This is a genomic window from Metalysinibacillus jejuensis, assembly GCF_003057615.1.
GTDB lineage: Bacteria > Bacillota > Bacilli > Bacillales_A > Planococcaceae > Metalysinibacillus > Metalysinibacillus jejuensis.
Map to the genome: position 1 here is coordinate 23,732 of NZ_QAFW01000021.1, position 17,758 is coordinate 41,489.

A 17,758-nucleotide genomic window follows, 5' to 3' on the forward strand; every position below is an offset into this window, starting at 1 on the left:
TTACATCGAATCATATCCGTATCTTTCACTGGATACTTCAAAAATAGCATTCTGTTCAGCAATCGTCTTTTTCATTTCGTCTTCCAGTTCCACAAAATCTAGTGTTTTTTCTTCGGTTCCACTTGTTGCACATACACATAATCTTTTTTCACAAGCCACTAATACGCAAAAGCGCATTAGTGAGCGCTCAACATCAATGTATTTATTGCTCAATACTTCTACTCTCTATATTAACCCCCATCTCTCTCCCTTTCAACACACCTTCCTGCGTCATCAATTGGTTTACTTTATGTTTTCCTTCGGCCAAATCTGCATACGTTGCAATGACAGTACCTGTGTCATTATGCGTTAGCTTAACACCATCGTTTCCGTCTTGTAGCGTAAACTGTTCATTGAAACGCTTAAAGTGTTTCTTAGCTTGGTTAGTAGTATCCAGCACATTGAGCAGTAGCACATTACGCTGCTCTAAACGGTCTGTTTTCACTAGCATACCTTGGTCATCAAAAAGCATTTTGGCTACAGGGTGATATTTTAATAAAGCAATACTATTCGTAGTACGGTCATACGCTTCGATTGCGGTTACGTTATGCAATTCTACAATGGCTGGCAAATACACACGTAGTTGCGCTTGTGAAAGCAATACACTGTATGACTGGCTCGTTTCGTTAACCTTTTGTGCGAGATTTTGCGAAAGACGAGGGTAAGTGAGCCGATCTACAATCGTAATGGTTTGTTGTAAGGTTTCACGGATTTCTTTCAGCGCTTGTTTCATCGTCTCAGGTGACTTTGCCCACGTAGCAATATAACCAAGCGAGTACGCACTCGTATCAAATCCAAGGTGCGTCATCATACTATAAGCTACGGCTTCAGCCTGCGCTTCTTTGTGACCACGCGGCAAGCTGGTATAAGCACTATTGGTATGATGCATTTGTGCATGGGCATACTCATGGAATAACGTTTTGAGCTTGGCGACACCACTTGGCTCCGCCTCATTAATGACAATGCGCTCGTCACCCCGCACATAATATCCTCGGCTTTCGGCTAGCGTGTATGCTTGGCTCGTAATGGTGAGTGGTGTCATCTCGTTTAAATAATCTTTTAGGCGGCCATATAACATGGCTGCCTGTTCGTTCGAAGTAAAATGTGAATTCACAAAATCGTTCGCTCGTTTTACTTCAGGTCCTGTTGTCTGTGCAATATCAAAAACGCTGACCCATTTATAGCCGACTAAAAACGGCACAACCTTCGCTTCCGCATTTGCTTGTTTAGTTGTATCTCGCACTTCACGTGGTTCAAAGATTGGCGCACGTATACGAATGGCACGTTCACCTCTCGTCACCGCACGTCCTTGTTGTTTCCACGCTTGAAAACCTGCTAAATGCCGAGCATTCGGATTTTGCGTATAAATGAGTAACTGATTCTCTAAAGAATACTGGCTCATATTCGGTAAAAAACGTAAATACTGCTTAAAGTCTTCCTCGTTCGCAAACTGTAGCAATTGCTCCTGTACTTTATCCGTCAACATCGCAACATAATCGTCTGGCATTAGCGCTCACCTCTTTTTGTATAAAGGGGAACGTAGTAATCTTGACCGTCCTCACCCTCTACTTCAAAATACGCAGCAATCACATAATCCAATAAATTAGGCACTTCATCTATTAATAAATAATCGTATTTGGTATTTACAATCGGCAATTCGCTATACATGATTTCTTCTTTTCGATACATCTCACTCACTCCTCTTCATAAGTAGAATTTTCTACTTCGCATAAGTGTAAATTTCTACTTTTGTTTTCTATTAAGCTGAATATCATTACCCTCGCCAACCTTGCCTTCTTCATCTAACTCTTGCAGGGTAATATTGTCTTTATTTTGCTGATCAATTTTATATTTGTACGCTACTTTGTCATTACGTTTTAAAAGTAAAATATCGTCTTCAACATCCCATTGATACGAGGTGTTAAGTAAGCCCATTTCAACTAGCACGCTGTGGTCTTCATTAAATGTCACTCTACCGCCACCACCATTTTTATCTGTGCCCAACCATTCACCTTCTAAGCTACTGCTAGCACTGCCACAGCCAACCAATAGTAAGAGTAGCCAAAGTACACTAAGCTTTTTCATAACTTCACTACCTTTCATAAGTAGAATTTTCTTCTTTTCATAAGTAGATAATTCTACTTATGAAAAGAAGTACTAACGCAATAACTTCATCATGGCTAAACGAGTTGTTGTTTTACCAACAGATAAGCCACCTCGTGCGGCTCCACTCGAATACCACATCGAGCGTAAAACGCTTGGCCCACGAATAATTAAAATGCCACTACCGATAATCAACATAAATTCATACCAACTGTTTAAATTCGCAAGTAAGTACACAATCGCTGCCATTAATAATACTTGCGTCGTGATACTCACAATTTGGCTTAAAAACTCACGCCACCATATTTCACTAAAATCATAATTCTCTGTCGCAATCGTTACTGCCGCAAAAACGCTAAAGATTTCTAAAATCACTAAATCTACGTGATATACACAAACTTTGATTGTGAAAAACAAAAACACAATCACTAGAAATAGCATTAATAAAATCGCTGCCATCGAACCTGCAGGAAATACACCTGTTACAAACGAAGTCGCTAGCATATTTGATACTAAGTCGGAGGAGCTGTCGGCAATGTCATGAAACATATAATCCATTAAGGGATAAAGCATTTCGCTTACTACAAAATACAAGATGACTGGCAATAAAAAGACCATAACACTCGCTTTTAAGGCGCTAATAATAATGTCTGCAACATTGCTTTCTTGCCCGCCCGCCTCACTCATTAAGGCAGTTACAATGCGAAATAATACAATCGCTACGAGTAGTACGCCACCGAGTACCGCAAAAATGCCGTAAACATCTAAAAACAAACCACTCAATGCTTCATGACTAAATAGCACCTCAACGAGAAACTTAAAAACAGCGGTCAAAATTTCTTCCAGCCATTCGTTCAGCATATTCATAATGCTTTCCTTAATATTAATCATGCCTAGTCTCCTCCTTCCTCAGCTACTTGTTGGTCAATAAATTCAAAGCCATGAAAGTCTTCAAAATCATCGTCAAAGGTTGGTGTTTGTTCTTCAAACAGGCGCTCTTTACGTGCCGTTTCTTTGGCTTGTGCTTCTTGTTCAAATAGCTGTTGTGCAGTCGCAAGGCGGTCAAGTTGGCTAGCTGAAGGTGTAGCTCGGTAATCTGCTTGATTAATTTGATACGTTGTAGTGACGTCAGGGAATAGCTTAAATTGAAATGCTTTTTTCGCTCGAATGGGTGGTTTATTAGCAAAAAGGATAATACTCTCATCACTTGCCATCTGCATAATCTCGCCTGCCGTCATCAAATCACGTGCCGTATAACTTTCACTTTCGCTTTGACTACTTGAGGTACTATCACGCCCATGTTGTTTAGAGGCGGATTCCGTTTCCACTTTAACCGTTGCCTTATCGAGTAAATCTTTAAAATAATTAGCGGTGCTTCGATTAGCAGCGTTCAAACAAATCTTCGTCGCACAATTCCCCAAAATCGACTCTGCCTTCTTTTCACCGTAACGGTCTTGTAATTGGGTTATCGTTTGTACAATCGTCGTAACGCCAATATCATAGCCTCGGCATGTAGCTAAAAATTCTTCGTAGTTTTCAAATTTACCGAGATTCGGAAACTCATCTAAAATCATCGTGACAGGGCGTGGTAGCTTTGCATGATGCAAACTCGCAAAGTCATAAAGCTCATTAAAGAGTTGGCTAAAAAATAAGTTGATTAAGCCTTGCCACGACTGATCCATAAGCGGAATAATGACATATAGCATAATCTTACGTTGTCCAATATCCGTTAAATGAAAATCACTAAAGCTTGTAAACTCGGCTACCTCGCTATCCACATAATCCGAAATCGTTGTCAGCATGGAAACAATAATACTGCCTTGCATTTCTTGCTTTGCTTTCTTATAACCTAGTTCATAGGCTCGTCTTGCAGGGTGTGTAAATTCAAGTAATAAAAACTGCTTATCTAATTCACTTTCACCTTTGGAATCATCGGTATCAAAGGTTTGAAGAAATTCAAGCAGCCCTCGCATATTACGTTTTTTCGGTTCTAATTCATAAATGGCATAGAGGATTAACGCTTTTAACAGTGCACGCTGTGAGTAATACCATACGTCTCTTTTGCCGTCTTTATTGGCGCTATCAACCATCTTAGTCGCAACAGTAGTCGCTTGTGTTTCCTTGCGTACGTAATCCAGTGGGTTATGGCGGTCACTGGTACTCATATTCATAAAGTTAATAACGTGCACTTCATAACCCTGCTTTTCCTTAATGGCTGCGGTCTTTTCGTACACTTCAGCTTTCGGGTCTGTAATGATAAGGCTATTGTTGGTTTCGTAAAGGACGTTGGTAATAACGAAGGACTGCGTTTTATAACTACCTGGCCCACCTACGACCATAATATTACGATTGGGTTTAGCGCTGTTCGCCTGAATCAATACCTTATTTTGATAAAGCCCGAGTATCATGCCCTCCATTGTCCTTCGCCTCCTTTAGCGATGCGAAAAATGCTTGCTGTACCTCACGCTCTGCTTGTAAAAAGTGATTGTCATCTACAATTTCTCGTGGCTTACCCCAACGTGCCGAGCCGTGATAAGCGTTCGCCTCATGTACTCGCCATCCTGTATTTTTTGCTTTTGCTGTGAACTGTAGCCAAATCATATATAGCGCATTAGCACCTGTTAGGAAAATAAATAACGGATTCATAAGCGCCTTTAGCTGTATAATGGGATGTTGAACAAACACAAGTAGCGCTTCTACAATTGCTTCACCTGTAGTCGCTTCTTTTAAGTCGGCAAACGTCATAAAAGCCGTAACAACAATAATGATGAGCACTTCTACAACAACAAAGCCGAGTAAGCCAAAAATCAGTCGTTTCATACTCCGTCCACCTCCGTCATATTGCCCTTCATAATAAAGCGCTCAATGCGGTACTGGTCGCTATCCTTACTAACCTCCACTTCATACAATTGATTGCCATGATTCACAAGCGAACCATCAATATAATAATTCGTTGTGGTATACACTAAAAAATGATGTGGCGTTGTCGGATCTAAATAAAGTTGTACTTTTTCAAGCTCGTTTTTCATTTTGACAACAGGAGGGGCGAGTGAAGATGCACCTTTTAATCGACTTATCACTTCAGCGCTCGCCATTGTAGAAAGTGCGTCAAAGCGACCTGTATACGATGCATTGTCATAGGTTAAATACGTATGAAAGAAATCTTGTACGAATGTAACCTCTGCCCCTTTTACTTGTAGCCCTGCCACTTGCTTTTCTTCTTCGAGAGTTGCTGATAGTGTCGTTAGCTGTTGTTCTGTTTTCGTTAACTTGTGCTCAAGCTTTGTTTTGTCTTGCTGCACAACATAAAGCGTTGCTCCTAATACAATGAGCGCAATACCCAATAAGCCGTAACTAATATAATGTTTCACTTTGCCTCACCCCCTGCAGAAAAATTCGCTACTCGTCCGTAGCCATATAAATGCGCTTGCCAATAGCTATCGGCTAAATCCGTAAACACCACCCCTTGACCATTAGCGTTGTACATTTTGCCTTGCCCTACATACATCCCGATATGACTTACAGGTTCACCTGCATCATATGTGCCAGTAAAAAAGACAAAGTCCCCTGGCTGTAACTGGTCTAAGCCAATTTTTTGCGACACATTGTATTGTTGTTGGGCTGTACGTGGTAACTGAATGCCTGCTTTGGCATACGCCCACTGCATTAAGCCCGAACAATCGAAGGACGTTTGTGGATGTGCCCCACCAAATACGTAAGGGTAGCCTTGGTATTTCATCATTTCATCGTAAATCACTTTGTAGCTGCCATTCATTTTGGCAACAGCGCCATTTTCAGCACCAACATAACGCATCACATGAGCGACATATAACGGATCACCATAACTTGCCCAACCGAGTTTACTCGCTTCCATTAACGAAAACTGTTTCGCCAGCGCATCGCTATGTTTGCCACCATTTGCCGCCACAAAATCTAAGTAGCCCGTACCGTAGTTATAACTTTGCACTGCGGCATTAATATCAACTTTCTTTTGCTCTGCTAAGGTAATAACGTTATGAAAATGCTTCACGCCAATTTCAATCGAACGAATGGGGTCTGTAATCGTATTAGGTGGCAGCCCAATACTCTCACTCGACTGCATCACATCAAGGCTCGTATTACCGCCACTTTCTTGCATCGTAATCGCAAGAACTAGCGCTAAATGTTCACCTAGCTGATACTTTTCAAGTTCGTGTTGGATTTGCGCTTGATAACGAAGGACTGCGGCTGAAACATTACTACCTGGCATAAAGCTAGGTGACTTTTGTTCGGTAAGTAGTAAAGACGCTATCATTAGAAAAAACAGCATTACTACCACAACCACAATGCTTAATAGCGTCCGCCCTCCTTTTGTCATCAGGAGCTTTGCGAGTAATAGCTGCATAAGCTACTCCCCCTCTTTAAGTTTCTCCTCCAGTTCTTTAATTTTGGTACGTTGAATTTGTAGTAACTCTTGTTTGTTAGTGGCATCGCTTTGCTCGGTCGCATGGTAATTTGCCTTCGCTTCTTTTAATGCAATGCGTGCTTCCTTCTGTTCAATTTCCTTTGCGAGTGCTTCACTTTGCGTTTTACGCTGCACTTCCTTCGCCCCCGAAATATCTTTTTGGGCTAAATACTGTTTGGCCATTCGTTCTAACGTTGGCTCATTCATCACAAAAGGTAAGTCTGCCATCATTTTGGTTGTATCAAAGGCTACGATGGCTTTTTCGGTTGTCAGTTGCTGGGCAAGTTCTTCATGCTTTTCGTCAATGGTTAGTGTTAAAAGTTGAGCGAGTTGCTCACGCTCGGTTAATGCTTCAATAACTTGCTCTAAGCTTTTAGGAAAGACATCTAATGCTTGTTGATACGCTTCTTTTGCTATTAAGCGCTCGGCAATTTGCGCCTCACTTTCACCCAACTGCAAATAAACCTTTGTTGCCTTATCATAGTCCCCACTTTCAAATGCCGTATCAGCTTGCTTTGCTAATTCTTTCTCCTTATAGTCTTGCTCGATCGTAGCTACAGCTTGCGCTTGTTGCTCATTAGCTTGCTGTTTAACGTAACTTACAGCAGCGAGCGCTACTACAATAAGCAAGGCACTAATGAGTAGCCAATTTCGTCTTGTACGTTTACGTTCCCGTTGTACTTGTTCGATTTGCCGAAAACTCATATAATCGTAAGCTTCTGCGGCTAAACGATGCATCTCACCTAAGCTATCCGCATCAATTAATGAAGCAAGAAAGGGCTGTTTACGCTCAGGTAACATCGTAAGTTTGGTTAAACATGTATCATAGCTTTGCGGTGTTAAAATAAAGAGCGCCAACGCCTTATAACGTGTTAGCATTTCCTCTGGCTCATAAGGCATACCTTCTGTTGCGAGGTAACTATAGTACACCGTAAACATCGGGCGATAGAGTAACGTGGCAGGATGCAAGCTCACATAATGAGTAATTTTTTGGGCTACAGCTTCTTCTAAAATTGCTTTTACCAACCCCATTTTCACCAGCTGATCCTCATCTTTTACTTTCATCATAGAACGTACAGAAGGCGGCTTTTCGTAATGAAAATGAATGCTCTGCTCATGCTCTTGCTGTTGTGTCATGGGTAAAATATGAGTCATCTCAACGTGCGGATAATGAAAATCTGTATGAGTAAATTCTTTCTTTGCAACAGTAACAACCACTTCTTGTTCATTAATCGTGACGCTACCAAATGGGAGGTTGTAAAGCTTGAGCGTCATAGCCATCACCTACTTTCAACGAAGTGGAAATTTCCACTTTTGTTTATAACATATTAAAAGCCTTTTAAATCAACACTTCACACCATTACATAAGTAGAAAATTCTTCTTAACACAAGTATAATTATCTACTTATCAAAAGAAGAAATATCTACTTTTGCGAGAAGTTGAAGTTAAGCGCCTCCTGACGCTCCATCTCTGTCATTACAATTCGTTCACTATACATTGGTACAGTTGTTGCAGATGCACCGTATACTTCCTCATAACGAACGGGATCTTTTAAACGTAATTCTTCCTCTGTCAGTTGCACATTCATAAAAGCTCGCTGGGTGCCATGAATAATAAGTGCCTCACCTTGCTTTCTGCGCTCTAACAATTTACGCTCCTTATCACTAAAATTCATACGCAACTTTTGCACAATATCATCGACGCCTTTATTATCTAAGCCAAAAAATACTTTCGTATAACTGTTACCTACAATCGCTTCGCCTACATTACGCCCACCTTGCATCGTACCTTCTAACACATCTTGGATTTGTTGTGTGCCTGCAATTGCACCTGCATTATATTTTCGAAAACGTTTATATGCCTGAAAGAAAAAGCTCGCAGCATCAGGGTTGGATGTTAAAAAGTGAAACTCATCGACAAATAGCTTAATATTCTCCGTTTTATTTTGCGTAATGTTGTCCCATAAATAGCTAAAGGTATTTAAATACGCAGCACTTTGCACTTCAATTTCATTTTGCAAAGCCTTTAAATCAAAAGACACTAAATCAGCTGTTAAATTAATATTAGTGTGCCCTGTAAAAATCGTTTTACTGCCCTTCACATAACTCTCTAAAATATAGTGAAAATCTTCAATACGTAAAAAGCGCTCTTTGTCGGTTGTCCGTAGCTGTTCGATTTCATCATAAACTTCCTTTAGTGTCGGATAACTTTCACTTTTTAATTCGCTAAAATGTCCATGTGCAAGGACACCATATTTCTCATAGACGTTGTACAATACGGTATCTAAAATCGCCTTCTCTACTTGTGTAATATCACTTTTCAATACTTGAAAGAAACCTAAAATACGTTGTATTTTGTCCTTAATGACCATCTCCATTACTACAGGTTGTCCATCATCAATAATTTGTTCGGAGTAAATTTCGAGCGGATTAATTTTAGTTGTGGCATTACTGCTAAGGTGAACTACCGTTCCGCCTAGATACTCTACAATCGCTGAATACTCATCCTCTGGGTCAATAATGTAAACTTTTACGCCACGTGCGAAATAGCGTAAGATTTTTTGCACTAAGTAGGTTGTTTTACCAACACCACTTGTACCAATTACTACCATGTTTTGGTTAAGTGTGTTTTTTCGGTCCAAGTAATCAATGGCTATTAAGCTGCCTGTATCCTTGTTTATGCCCTCAACATCACTACGTGGATTTAGCTGTAAAATCTCCGCATCATCAAAAGGAAACATACTGCTTGCTGCCTCGGTATTAGACTGCTTATACGTGTACTCCTCTAGTAAATTTTCTAAAATAGGCATTGCACTCCAAAAGGTTTGATACATCGCTTTAATAGGTGTCATACTTTTCAGTTGAAGCTTAATAAGCGTATTATGCATGGAGTCGCTTAAAATATTGAGTTCTTCTAATGATGCCGCCTGCAAGTAAATATAGGTGTACTGGTAAATGTAGCTCGATTCGTTTTCAAGGTACTTATTTAACTGAAGCTCTGCTGCTTCAATTTGTTTTTCAATTTGGCGCTTACGTAAAGGGTCAAACGTTTTTAATAATTCGGCTTGCTTATTTTTAATCGTTTTATTGTAGTGCTCCACCATTTTAGTAGCATTGGATGAAGCTAAAAACTGCACAATCGAAATATTACCCTTCTTACGCTTGAGTTCAGATAACCAGTTACCGTAACGGCTTTTAGGGTAATCTACAATCGCTAATACCCGAATATAATTGTCACCGGACTGGATATGATCAGGGTACTCTTCCCACACAAAGGGATAAATACTATCAAGCCCTGTCTTATCTAACACATCAAATAAATCTACTTCACTTGCGGTTGTAGGTGGTTGTTGTAACCATTTCATCCTCATCCCTCCTAGTGTTGAGAAAAATTAAGCAGATGCTGTAAAATTGCTCGGCTCTCTCTTGCGGTTAACTGGTTCGCTGTCATATCATACGTCACCAAAGCCGCCTCCAATTGCCGAATAAAAGAGCTAACCTTTTCTTCTAATTGATGAGCTGCTTGCTCTAATGCTGGGTACGTGCGCTTTGCAATTTTAGTATGCAGTACGACAATATGTTGCTTCGTCGTCATTTCGCTTGTACTCGCTAGCGTACTGTAGTAATCAATATAACTCGCAAGTAAACTTAGCTTCGCCTCATTAGGTGTAGGCTTTTCTTGTTCTTGCAAATAACGTTGTTGCCAAAACAAAATGTATTCTTGTAAATATACAGGCATCGTAATATCTAAATACTGATGCACCTCGCCATCAACATCACCGAGCATTGCCATTAAAAACGCATTGTACTCGTCAAAGGCATCGGCTTGTTCCGTAGCTGTGAGTAAATCAAGGTTAATACCACTCGTTTGAATGAGGGCGACTAAATAGCCTCGCTTTGTCACAAAATAATCTTGGTACTGCGCTTGAATAAGCGACATCTCTTGTAAGCTCGACTGCCCTTTCGCAAGAGGTGTAGGCGTAAAATCGAAGCTATAAAAATCCTCTTGCTGTTTTTTACTAAACCATTTCTTCAACTCACCTCACCTACCTTATTTCTTCTTCTCAGCTATAAAAAATCGCTTTTGGCGTTTAGCATAAGCTCCTTTTAATTTCAGTATCGTTTGGTACCGAATATTTTTGCGGCTCGCTACGGGACGTGATGCTAAAAAAGCAACGACAACTACAAGTACTAAAATAAGTAGCGTAAACTTCACTAACATCAACCACACATTACGTGGAGGTAAAGCGAGTAACATCACACCAATTGCACTAATAGGTAAAATAATCACTAACAATTCTTTTAACGTAATACCAAGAAAAACACCATAACTGGACTCTACATTCTCAGGATAAATAAACTTCTTACCCTTATAATCCGCCATACTATCACCTTCTATCAGAAGTAGAAAAATCTTCTTTGCAAAAGTGTAAAATTCTACTTTTGCATTTATGTGAATAAAGAGTACATCCAAGGCAGTAACCAAATCACAGCTGCCGCTAAACCAACGAGTGCACAAACACGCCCTACACTTTTAAATACTTCATTTTTTTCGTGAGGATCATCAGCTGAAGGCATCCGTTTAATGATGATAAATAGCGCCGCACAAATGCCAACTAATACAACAAGTGCAGTTAAAATTCCTTTGACGACATTGGCCGCATTTATTAACTTCGTTTGAACCTGACCTGCTGCTGCAAACACTTGCACAGGCTCACTCACAATAACAAGTAAAATAGCACTACACATAATAAGAAAAACGAAACGCTTTGCTTTCATACACACTCCCTCTTTCTCTAATAAAAAATGCTGATAAACGAATTAGTTTACGTCCACAATCGATGCACTCACTTCTACACCACCGACTGCTTGACCCAACTAACCATCTATCAGCATTTCCAACTTTATATTCTTATTCTATAAAGTTCAGTTTTTATTTTCCATATAAAAGATGTAATATTTAGAAAATTGATAATAATGTTACATGATACAACCACAAATTCGTCTAACGTTTACGAAATACTTCATGCAAAATAACCAAATTTTAGCTATCGTTTTTTTCGTTTAATTTGTTTTTGCAGCTGTTGTTTTATTTTTTCTTGTTGCTCCAAATCCGATAAGATTTGCGTCAAATTTTGTCCACGTAATAACTGATTTAGAAGTTGCGTTGGCGGTGCCATAGGATATAATTTTCCTCCGTAGCTTTCATTAAAATAAACCGTTTCGCCTTGTTCGTTATGAGCTCGCAGTGCACTGGCTAGTGTCATTACTTCATCTGTTGTTAAAATGCCGTGAGCAAGACACTCGCTTAAAACAAAACTTTGGTAGCGAGGATGTTGCACATCTTTCACTAAACGCTCTGGCATCTTTTGTGTAAAAGCAAACACTTCTTCAGCACCGTCACTACTACCTCGTTGTTGGGCTAAAAAATACGTTCGTTCGCTTTGTAAATAGCCTTTTACGAGTTGCAATTCGGCTGGGCTATACTTTGTAAGGGGCACCGCACTTTTCGTTGTTAGAAGCTCGCTAAGCATCGGCTTACCGTAATAATGAATAGCTGCCACAAGCCACTCTTTTTCTTGTAAAGGCGTACGCTTTTTATTAAACGAAGGTAGCACCTTCTCCAATTGTTCATCATAATAGTCATCGAATAATTTTAACGCTAAAGCCAATAGCTTTTTCTCTTCAGCATTCGCTAGGGGATCTCGTTGTAACTCCGTTAAACGCTCTCGTGCTGTCGTAGCTGTAATAAGTGGTTGCTGCGTGATTTTTTCAAGTTCCTCAATCAATTCTTCCTCACGATGCGCCTCGCAAAATGTACGCAGTTCTTGTTCGTTTAAAGGACGCCCTAAACGAGACATTTCTGAAACTACCATACGATTTAAATAGTCACTATTTAAACTATTACCATAGTGTGTTGTCATAATCCGTTTTGCTTCATTTGTAAGTAGTGCTGTTGCCTGCTTATGCGCTTGTTCTTGCTGTTGTAAACTTGCCCATACTTTAGGTTCGACTGTTTCAAATTCTTCTTGTACATCAAGCTTACTACGCCAACGAGCTAAGATTTTTTTCTTATCCTCTAATGTATCAACGACAATATACATCCGTAACACTTTGGCCAGTTGTTTTAACTCCGTACGTTCTGCTGGTGTGAGCGCAGTAAATCGCCGTTCATGCTTAGTAATACGCTCAAGACGTTGGTTCACTTCATCAAGCTTTACATGCGCTTTATTACGCGCTTTAATTTCTTCATTGATGGCTACCCGATCTGAAAATTCACCTTGCTTAGCTAGTTTTCGTGCGGTAAAACCTTCATGTATAGAAGGCTCCTCTATCTTGCCTAGCGCTTCATTTGATTTTTCACTAATGGTCACACTATGACCTGCTAGCCGCAAATGTTGATTGGCATAAAACGCCCAAGCACTCCGCCAACGTGCAAGCGTCTCTTTATCATCCCAGTTAGTCGTTGTAATTTTACGAGAACGCTTTGCGCCACTTTTGGTATAAGTGAAATTGCCTTCATCATCAAGTAAGTACTCCTTCTTAGCTTTCGCACCCCAACTGCCATCTTCATTAAACGGACGAATCGTTAATAATACATGCGCATGTGGGTTTTGCGGATCATCTCTATGAATAGCTATGTCTGCTACCATACCTTCTGCCACAAACGTCTTGTCGACAAAATTAACAAGTAATGCACGTTGCTCTTCGTTCGTTAACTCAATGGGTAAAGCAACATTAAACTCCCGAGCAAGCTGGGCATTTTTCGCTTTCTCAATATGCTCTACTTCATTCCAAAGGCGTACACGCTCTAAACACCACGCTGGCGCATGCGACGGTTTTAAAATAAACGTTTCAGGTTTAACCTCACGATTTTGATAGTGACTTACCTTATCATAGCGCTCATTAAATAACTTCTCACCACTACGATAAGCAGCACTCGCTACCACAGACTGACCTTTCCCTCTTGAAATGACTTGCATCGAGAAATGATAAATTGCCACAGGCACCCTTCCCTTTAATTTTTGGCTTTAGTATAAAGGCAAAACCCCTCTATGGCTACTTCTAAGAACTCGTCTTGAAGCACGACACCATTGCGTAGCACATGGTGTATAAGTGCGCCCTTAAGGGATGTCCATTTCTCAAGTTATCTCGCTTTACATCTGTCTGTCTCCTTGCTCTAATGAAGGTACTCACTTCATAAATTTCATGAAAAGGAGTTTATGTCTATGAACGATATTAAAAAGAAACTCGCCCGCATGGAACAACTGAAGCAACAGATTCGTGATAGCCAAGAAGCCCTCGACCACTATTTCGGCAAACAACTCATTAGCAAACTTAATCTCAAATACGAAGACCTCAACAAAGAAGCGCTCGATCAAATTGTACTGACATTAACTACGCTCTATGAGGATTATCATGACCATTAAAACCATGCAACAGCTGCTTGCCGAAAAACACCAATTAGAACTTGATATTAATCGCCTAAAAGATAATGCTAAAAGACGAGCACGTACGCGACGCCTCATTCAAAAAGGAGCTCTGTTAGAAAAGTACTTCAACGCTTACGACCTCTCTGTTGAAGAAACTGAAAAGCTCCTTGCTACTTATGCTAACTTCGTTAAAAACAGAACAAAATAACAATGACGTAAGACACAAAACTAAATGGGTGTCTTACGTTTTGTCTTCTACAATAATAATGTTAAAAAAAATCCAACTAAAAATACAAAGATTTTAATAAGAAAAGTAGGAAATTTAATTATTTTAGTGTTCTTTTTAGAATAAGTAAAATCACCATAAGTAATAACAACCTCTTTGTAGAACTTAAAAAATATCTTTTTCATAAAATATAATGCCTCCATTCATATAATCGTCTACCAATGGATAGAACATCATTACGAATAGAAATAGGCATAGAAAAGAAATATGTATGGCAGATTGGAGTATTAATTAACTAGTATCTTTTAATAACACGTTCTCTTGATAATTGTACACTGCTGTTACGCATTTTTCGTACCCCGCAATAGGCGCTAAGATGGCTACCCAGTCTTCTATTAATAACGTAATATACTTGCGATACGCTTTTTTCGTTTGTTGTTGCACAGTCATAATCGTTTCAAGAAATAATTGAACAGTTGTCCAACCTGTTTTAGCTGCACGCCCCTTACCTGTTACGGTCTTCATAAGTTTGGTTGATGTTTGTAATAAGGCATTTAAAGAACTCTGCGAAATGCCTACTGCTTCGCATAACTCCTTTTGAGTACGCCAAATAAACGGCTCTGATGGCTGTTTTTGCGTTGTGATATAGGCGATGATGTCAGCTTCCCATTCGTCATAATGACTACGCTTACGTTCTTCACGAGGCTTTTTAAATTTGTACCAATAACGATTGCCAAGCTCAATCGGAATCGTTTGGCCGTTTGGTACGTGCTCAACTAACAAAGCTCGGATATATTCTTGCTTCGGACCACGGTATTTTCCTGAGTAAGCTGAAGTTAAAATGGTATCAATTTCTGCTGTGCTAAGTGGTTGAGATTGATCGTAATTTAACTGATCGAGTAAATCTTCTGCACGTGCTTTTTCTAGACCATCGCTAAAGCATGCTAAAGCGAGCGTAAACATCGTATTGTTTCGCCCTAAAATGCCTTTTTGCCCTTTAAGTTTTGTTGTATGTAAAAGTGCTTTAAACCAAGCTGTTTTTGTAAGTGCTACGTCTTGTTGCTTTGTTGGCACTACAAATAACGGTCGCTGTACGTCATCATCTTGACGCATAGACCAATCAATTAAATCTGCAATGCGGTAGCGCTGCTCTAACTGACAAAACACAATATTATGTTCATTAGGAATGCGGAAAAAGCCAAAATCATTACAGTAAGTATCGGCAGCTACCTGTTGTAAACTGCGCTTTAAATTATCGGCAATACGTTTAGCGACCGTTAAACTGCGGAAGTCATTTTTATTAGAAATAAATAGCGGTTGTTCTAGCGCATAATACACCTGGTAACCTCGTGTTGATGCCACAATTAAAGTCGGCACGCCAATGCCTTCTTCTAGGCTGGTCATTATGATATCTTGCGGCGTATATTGCTGTGTATCAATATCAACAACGAAGGTATTAATTTGCTGAAGATGCTTTTCTTCAAAGCCACAAATATAAGAGCGCTTTGCGTCCGTGTAATGGTAATTACGATAGACATTCGGTGTCCAGTGCGTTAAGTGGTTAGCCTGTTGCAGTAACCCTTCTTTGGAGGTAACAATAAAGCCCTTGACACCAGTTGGCGTAAAATCTTCCTTTTGGCGCACCACAAAAATACCGCCCTGACGTGTCGTTTTTTCTACACGTTCTGCAGCAATGCGTTGTGGCAAGCTCGCTTTTGAATTTTTCTTTTTATAAGTAGCAATGCCTTGATGCAATAGCACATCATACACTGCTGGCAAAGACGACAAAAAAACAGTCATTGCGGTCCTCTCCCTTCATAAGAGAATACGTCAATGACTGTCAAATTAAGACATAGGTATAGTAAATAAGCACAAAACGATTGAAATTTAAAAATCGTCTTGCTATACTAAAGTCAATAGTTTTATATGCGGTAGTATTGTGTTGGCGCACAATGCTTTTTATATGCATATAGAACGGACGTATTCAATTTTAATTCAGTTTTAATTCATTTTTAGTTTAGTTTGTTATTTGAATTGAAAGTTGTTCAATTATTGATGTCAGAGTTAATAATTGTACCGAAAAAGTTGTGAAGAAGCTGTTCCCAGTAATGGGAATGGCTTTTTCTTTTTTATGCGTCTAACTATAGCATCCTCAAGAAACAATGTAAAGCTAGATTCGGCGCGCCATTAGTGGCTTTCAGGTGGAAATTTCTACTTTTCCACTTATGCGAGAAAGTGAACTTGATTTCTACCTTTGATAAGTAGAAATTTCTACTTATGCGTAAAATATGGATTTTTTTCTGTTTTTTTTGGACGCTTCAAAGCCTATTAATATGCGATTCTCAGCTATTTATATCTAAAAGTAGAAATAACACAAGTAGAAAATTCTACTTGTGTTACAAAATGAACTTATTCGCAAAAGTGGAAATTTCCACTTTTCTACTTACGTTATAATCTTTGGTTCTTAAAAAAAATTTAGAAAGAAGATATTCATCTAGGTAATAATGTCATAATTAAGAAAAATATAAAAGCCTATCTAGATGATAAAACTCTAGACAGGCTCTACTTACTATATTTTATAAAATTAATTGTCATAATCAACTTTGCAACTTGAAGGAATTCTATTTAATTACCTTTAACGTTTTACCCCGAGTAATCGAGGAAGGTCCAGTTTTGGAAAAATCAAAACCACTAGTGAAAGAAAACTTACTACGAAACCTAAGATTGTCAAAAACTCACCAATATTAGTTGACATAGACACCACTCCTTCCTGAATACCAGCCAATTGTGACGGTCCCCATTTCTTCCTTGGCATTTCATCGCTTTCGCAAATCCAGGGCGGGACAAAACCATTATATCATCTTTTTCAAGTATTTAGAAAGAAATTCTAGGTAACTATAGAATGTGTACATATTTCTGTTGGATCCTTTATTATTATTTGAATAAAGCCGATTAAAACCTTTAATTAGTTCATCTTGATTAAAAGATTGTAAGAGCAAATAAATAATCCATAAATTTAGCTTCTTTCCATTTGAATTTTTTGTAGTTAATACAAAGTGTTTTGAAAACTTAGACTTAGTCATTAGTTGCATTATTGATGTAACCAACTTAGTACTTGTTTCTACAGAGGGATGCCCTTTAAGTATATGTATATTTGGATTTGATATATCAATATTTTTTGTCTCTGAAAGGTTAGTATTTATAAAATAGACATTTTTAAAAGTAGCATTTAAGAAATCTGTACCTTTTAGATTAGTAGCATAAAAAATCACATTTTCAAAATATGCATTTTTAAACTTACTTTTTTTAAGATTAGTATTTATAAAGTCTACTCCAATAAATTTAGCATTTCTATAATTACATAAAGTTATATTGGAGGCTGTATATAGATGTAGTATAGATTTATGGACACAACTTGGTTAAGTCAATACAATTGAATTAACGAAAGGTCGTGTCCGAAAAATGAATCAAAAACGTTATAACCAAGAATTTAAACAAACAGTCGTGGAACTA

The 17,758-nt window shown here is 38.9% G+C and carries 19 protein-coding genes; 2 read left to right on the top strand and 17 right to left on the bottom strand.

Annotated features, from left to right (window positions below):
• From DDE80_RS08315 to mobQ, 15 genes are all read right to left on the bottom strand, one after another.
• Positions 1-213 carry a hypothetical protein gene (locus tag DDE80_RS08315; protein WP_108307201.1) on the bottom strand — a complete coding sequence of 71 codons (213 nt, stop codon included), beginning with the start codon at positions 211-213 and terminating at the stop codon, positions 1-3.
• Positions 203-1,546, bottom strand: a complete 1,344-nt coding sequence (locus DDE80_RS08320; RefSeq protein WP_108307202.1) for an ArdC-like ssDNA-binding domain-containing protein — start codon at positions 1,544-1,546, stop codon at positions 203-205. The genes DDE80_RS08315 and DDE80_RS08320 overlap by 11 nt, the downstream gene beginning before the upstream one ends.
• Positions 1,546-1,728, bottom strand: coding sequence for a hypothetical protein (locus DDE80_RS08325; RefSeq protein ID WP_108307203.1), 183 nt, complete (start codon positions 1,726-1,728; stop codon positions 1,546-1,548). The genes DDE80_RS08320 and DDE80_RS08325 overlap by 1 nt, the downstream gene beginning before the upstream one ends.
• Positions 1,729-1,782: 54 nt before the next feature.
• A complete protein-coding gene (locus DDE80_RS08330) occupies positions 1,783-2,124 on the bottom strand; it encodes a hypothetical protein (RefSeq protein WP_153060885.1) in 342 nt (113 codons plus the stop codon).
• 72 nt (positions 2,125-2,196) lie between these two features.
• Positions 2,197-3,033, bottom strand: coding sequence for a conjugal transfer protein TrbL family protein (locus DDE80_RS08335; protein ID WP_108307205.1), 837 nt, complete (start codon positions 3,031-3,033; stop codon positions 2,197-2,199).
• A 2-nt stretch (positions 3,034-3,035) separates the two neighbouring features.
• The gene (locus DDE80_RS08340; RefSeq protein ID WP_108307206.1) at positions 3,036-4,559 is read right to left on the bottom strand and encodes a VirD4-like conjugal transfer protein, CD1115 family; all 1,524 of its coding nucleotides are present in this window, start codon (positions 4,557-4,559) and stop codon (positions 3,036-3,038) included.
• Positions 4,525-4,962 (bottom strand): hypothetical protein, encoded by a 438-nt coding sequence (locus tag DDE80_RS08345; protein WP_108307207.1) that lies wholly within the window; start codon positions 4,960-4,962, stop codon positions 4,525-4,527. The genes DDE80_RS08340 and DDE80_RS08345 overlap by 35 nt, the downstream gene beginning before the upstream one ends.
• Positions 4,959-5,513, bottom strand: a complete 555-nt coding sequence (locus DDE80_RS08350; protein ID WP_108307208.1) for a hypothetical protein — start codon at positions 5,511-5,513, stop codon at positions 4,959-4,961. The genes DDE80_RS08345 and DDE80_RS08350 overlap by 4 nt, the downstream gene beginning before the upstream one ends.
• Entirely contained in the window at positions 5,510-6,526 is a 1,017-nt protein-coding gene (locus tag DDE80_RS08355; protein ID WP_108307209.1) for a bifunctional lytic transglycosylase/C40 family peptidase, read from the bottom strand. The genes DDE80_RS08350 and DDE80_RS08355 overlap by 4 nt, the downstream gene beginning before the upstream one ends.
• A gap of 3 nt (positions 6,527-6,529) precedes the next feature.
• Complete coding sequence (locus tag DDE80_RS08360; RefSeq protein ID WP_161952300.1) at positions 6,530-7,861, bottom strand: type VII secretion protein EssB/YukC; 1,332 nt, start codon at positions 7,859-7,861, stop codon at positions 6,530-6,532.
• Positions 7,862-8,010: 149 nt separating this feature from the next.
• Positions 8,011-9,951, bottom strand: coding sequence for a VirB4 family type IV secretion system protein (locus DDE80_RS08365; protein ID WP_235612304.1), 1,941 nt, complete (start codon positions 9,949-9,951; stop codon positions 8,011-8,013).
• Between the two features lie 11 nt (positions 9,952-9,962).
• Positions 9,963-10,622 carry a TrsD/TraD family conjugative transfer protein gene (gene trsD / locus DDE80_RS08370; protein ID WP_108307212.1) on the bottom strand — a complete coding sequence of 220 codons (660 nt, stop codon included), beginning with the start codon at positions 10,620-10,622 and terminating at the stop codon, positions 9,963-9,965.
• 15 nt (positions 10,623-10,637) lie between these two features.
• Positions 10,638-10,970: a conjugal transfer protein gene (locus tag DDE80_RS08375; RefSeq protein ID WP_108307213.1), complete on the bottom strand. Its 333-nt coding sequence runs from the start codon at positions 10,968-10,970 to the stop codon at positions 10,638-10,640.
• Between the two features lie 65 nt (positions 10,971-11,035).
• Positions 11,036-11,365, bottom strand: coding sequence for a CagC family type IV secretion system protein (locus DDE80_RS08380; RefSeq protein ID WP_108307214.1), 330 nt, complete (start codon positions 11,363-11,365; stop codon positions 11,036-11,038).
• A gap of 269 nt (positions 11,366-11,634) precedes the next feature.
• A complete protein-coding gene (gene mobQ / locus DDE80_RS08385; protein ID WP_108307215.1) occupies positions 11,635-13,590 on the bottom strand; it encodes a MobQ family relaxase in 1,956 nt (651 codons plus the stop codon).
• A gap of 225 nt (positions 13,591-13,815) precedes the next feature.
• Between mobQ and DDE80_RS08390 the strand changes: the two genes are divergently transcribed.
• Positions 13,816-14,016 carry a hypothetical protein gene (locus DDE80_RS08390; protein WP_108307216.1) on the top strand — a complete coding sequence of 67 codons (201 nt, stop codon included), beginning with the start codon at positions 13,816-13,818 and terminating at the stop codon, positions 14,014-14,016.
• Positions 14,006-14,227, top strand: a complete 222-nt coding sequence (locus DDE80_RS08395; protein WP_108307217.1) for a hypothetical protein — start codon at positions 14,006-14,008, stop codon at positions 14,225-14,227. The genes DDE80_RS08390 and DDE80_RS08395 overlap by 11 nt, the downstream gene beginning before the upstream one ends.
• Before the next feature lie 309 nt (positions 14,228-14,536).
• On the opposite strand, the gene DDE80_RS08400 is transcribed toward DDE80_RS08395, so the two are convergent.
• Together DDE80_RS08400 and DDE80_RS15750 are read right to left on the bottom strand one after the other, a co-directional pair.
• Positions 14,537-16,045 carry a primase C-terminal domain-containing protein gene (locus DDE80_RS08400; RefSeq protein ID WP_108307218.1) on the bottom strand — a complete coding sequence of 503 codons (1,509 nt, stop codon included), beginning with the start codon at positions 16,043-16,045 and terminating at the stop codon, positions 14,537-14,539.
• Between the two features lie 1,052 nt (positions 16,046-17,097).
• Positions 17,098-17,643 (bottom strand): pentapeptide repeat-containing protein, encoded by a 546-nt coding sequence (locus DDE80_RS15750; RefSeq protein WP_108307219.1) that lies wholly within the window; start codon positions 17,641-17,643, stop codon positions 17,098-17,100.
• Positions 17,644-17,758 lie beyond the last annotated feature (115 nt).

Excerpts from the sequence above, each read along its gene's own strand:
- DDE80_RS08390 (WP_108307216.1), top strand. The coding sequence starts at position 13,816 with ATGAACGATATTAAAAAGAAACTCGCCCGCATGGAACAACTGAAGCAA.
- DDE80_RS08380 (WP_108307214.1), bottom strand. The coding sequence starts at position 11,365 with ATGAAAGCAAAGCGTTTCGTTTTTCTTATTATGTGTAGTGCTATTTTA.
- DDE80_RS08320 (WP_108307202.1), bottom strand. The coding sequence starts at position 1,546 with ATGCCAGACGATTATGTTGCGATGTTGACGGATAAAGTACAGGAGCAA.
- DDE80_RS08340 (WP_108307206.1), bottom strand. The coding sequence starts at position 4,559 with ATGGAGGGCATGATACTCGGGCTTTATCAAAATAAGGTATTGATTCAG.
- DDE80_RS08335 (WP_108307205.1), bottom strand. The coding sequence starts at position 3,033 with ATGATTAATATTAAGGAAAGCATTATGAATATGCTGAACGAATGGCTG.
- DDE80_RS08330 (WP_153060885.1), bottom strand. The coding sequence starts at position 2,124 with ATGAAAAAGCTTAGTGTACTTTGGCTACTCTTACTATTGGTTGGCTGT.
- DDE80_RS08375 (WP_108307213.1), bottom strand. The coding sequence starts at position 10,970 with ATGGCGGATTATAAGGGTAAGAAGTTTATTTATCCTGAGAATGTAGAG.
- DDE80_RS08355 (WP_108307209.1), bottom strand. The coding sequence starts at position 6,526 with ATGCAGCTATTACTCGCAAAGCTCCTGATGACAAAAGGAGGGCGGACG.
- DDE80_RS08345 (WP_108307207.1), bottom strand. The coding sequence starts at position 4,962 with ATGAAACGACTGATTTTTGGCTTACTCGGCTTTGTTGTTGTAGAAGTG.
- DDE80_RS08400 (WP_108307218.1), bottom strand. The coding sequence starts at position 16,045 with ATGACTGTTTTTTTGTCGTCTTTGCCAGCAGTGTATGATGTGCTATTG.
- DDE80_RS08395 (WP_108307217.1), top strand. The coding sequence starts at position 14,006 with ATGACCATTAAAACCATGCAACAGCTGCTTGCCGAAAAACACCAATTA.
- DDE80_RS08365 (WP_235612304.1), bottom strand. The coding sequence starts at position 9,951 with ATGAAATGGTTACAACAACCACCTACAACCGCAAGTGAAGTAGATTTA.
- DDE80_RS08360 (WP_161952300.1), bottom strand. The coding sequence starts at position 7,861 with ATGACGCTCAAGCTTTACAACCTCCCATTTGGTAGCGTCACGATTAAT.
- DDE80_RS08325 (WP_108307203.1), bottom strand. The coding sequence starts at position 1,728 with ATGTATCGAAAAGAAGAAATCATGTATAGCGAATTGCCGATTGTAAAT.